Source organism: Paraburkholderia sp. SG-MS1 (assembly GCF_012275575.1).
In the GTDB taxonomy this organism is placed as follows: Bacteria; Pseudomonadota; Gammaproteobacteria; order Burkholderiales; family Burkholderiaceae; genus Paraburkholderia.
On the sequence record NZ_NPIH01000273.1, the window covers coordinates 1 to 1,977 of the forward strand.

Sequence of the window (1,977 nt, forward strand, 5' to 3'; positions counted from 1 at the left end):
CTTTGTTACGGTCAAGGTGTCATGCCGGATGAACTCGGCAATCTGCGACCTCAACCGGATGAATTCGGGCTCGGCCTTGGTGGCCACCTGATCGCGCGGAAACGGCAGCTCGACCCTGAGCGACTTCTTCACCTGGGTCGGCCGGGTTGACAGCACCACCACGCGATCGCCCAGGTACACGGACTCGTCGATGTCGTGCGTCACGAGCACCATGGTCATGCCAAGCTCATGCATGAGTTTCATCACCAGGTCCTCGAGGTCAGCGCGGGTCTGTGCATCGACTGCGGCGAAGGGCTCGTCCATCAGCAGCACCTGCGGCTCGTAGGCGATGCCGCGCGCGATCGCTACCCGCTGCTGCATACCGCCCGAAAGCTGCCAGGGGTACTTGTCTTCGGAGCCCGACAGGCCGACCCGGGCAAGCGCATCCAGGCCTTTTTGCCGCGCCACTTGTGCACTGAGTCCACGCGCGCGCAGGGGAAAGGTCACGTTTTCCAGCACGCGCTTCCACGGCATCAGCGAGCGCGTGTAGTCCTGGAAGACCATCGCCAGCTCGGGTGGCGGTCCGGCCACGGCCTTGCCCGCCACCTCGATGCGACCCGAGGTTGGCCTGAGCAGGCCGCAGAGGCTCTTGAGCAACGTGGTCTTCCCGCATCCCGAGGGCCCTACAACGCAGAGCATTTCACCCCGGGAGACCGAGAAGGACACGTCCTCAAGGACGTGTACCTGGTCCGCTCCGGATCCGTAGGCCACCTTGAGGTGTTCCACGACCAGGACGGCACCCGCATCGACATTGGTCATACCCATCCCCGCCTACGCTCAGGTGGCACTCTTGGCAAAGAACTCATCGCGGAACTCCCAGCCGATGCCCGGCGTTTGCCGCGCGCTGACGAAGCCGTTGTGCGCTTCGATGGGGTTCTTGAAGAGCCTGGACCACCAGGGCAGATATTCCGCCATCAGACCGCTAGAGAAGCCCGCGATTAACTGCACGCCCAGGTCCGGATAGACGTGCGGGGTGATCATCACATCGAATTCCGATGCCAGCGCAGCCACTTTCTGGCAACCGGTAATGCCGCCAACGCGCATGGGCTCGAAGAGCGCGATATCCACGGCGTTCGCCTCGAACAGACGACGGAAGTGGCGAGTGCCCCACACGCCTTCGCCAGTGGCGACCGGTGTCTTCAAGGCAGATTTAATCTTGCGCAGATTGTCGATCTGGTCAGCCGGGACCGGATCTTCAACCCAGGCAATGTCCAGATCGTCGATCATACGCATGCGGCGGATCAGTTCGTCGACCGGGAGTCGGGCGGCGGTATCGAGCATGATCTTCACGTCGGGGCCGATCGCCTCGCGGACCGCCTTGATTCTTGCGACGTCGAGAGACACGGGCACATCCTTGAAAACACCGAACGGCAACTTCAGACCGCGGAAACCCTTTGCCGCCAGGCCACGCGCCACCTCGCCGAGTTCGTCGGGCGGAAGATGAGTGGACATCAGCAGTTCGTTCGAATAAACCGGCACCTCCTCCTTGTGACCGCCCAGCATCTTGTAAAGCGGCAGCCCCGCGACCTTGCCCATGGCATCCCACATGGCCATGTCGATGGCCGAATGCGCCTTGGTGACCATCCCAAGCCCGAGGTGTCCTGCATCCGCGTTGATGCGCGTATAGATGCGCTCGGTGGTGAAAAGGTCTTCGCCAATCACGAACTGCTCCGCCAGCGACCTGACGGCCCGCTCCGCGATCATGATCGTCGCCGTCTCCGGCGTCTCGAGGGTTTGGCGCGCCGTGGGCAGCCAGATGTAGGAAGTGCCGGTGATTCCATCGTCGGTCGTCACCCGGACCAGCACGTTATCGATCGTTTTGACGATCCACTTGCCTTCTACGGCGCCCACACCATGTTCAAGCTGCAACGGTGCGACAGCGGTTTCGACGGAGACTACTTTGGGCATCTTGTCCTCTAACGGTTAATGGAAAAGAAG

Annotated in this window: 2 protein-coding genes; both read right to left on the minus strand. The window is 62.0% G+C overall.

Translation table 11 applies throughout. From position 1 onward, the window contains the following. The coding region (locus CIC12_RS27585; protein WP_168668878.1) for an ABC transporter ATP-binding protein at positions 1 to 798 on the minus strand (798 nt) is incomplete at its 3' end. A gap of 18 nt (positions 799 to 816) precedes the next feature. Continuing rightward, complete coding sequence (locus CIC12_RS27590; protein WP_168668880.1) at positions 817 to 1,947, minus strand: mandelate racemase/muconate lactonizing enzyme family protein; 1,131 nt, start codon at positions 1,945 to 1,947, stop codon at positions 817 to 819. Between the last annotated feature and the right edge of the window lie 30 nt (positions 1,948 to 1,977).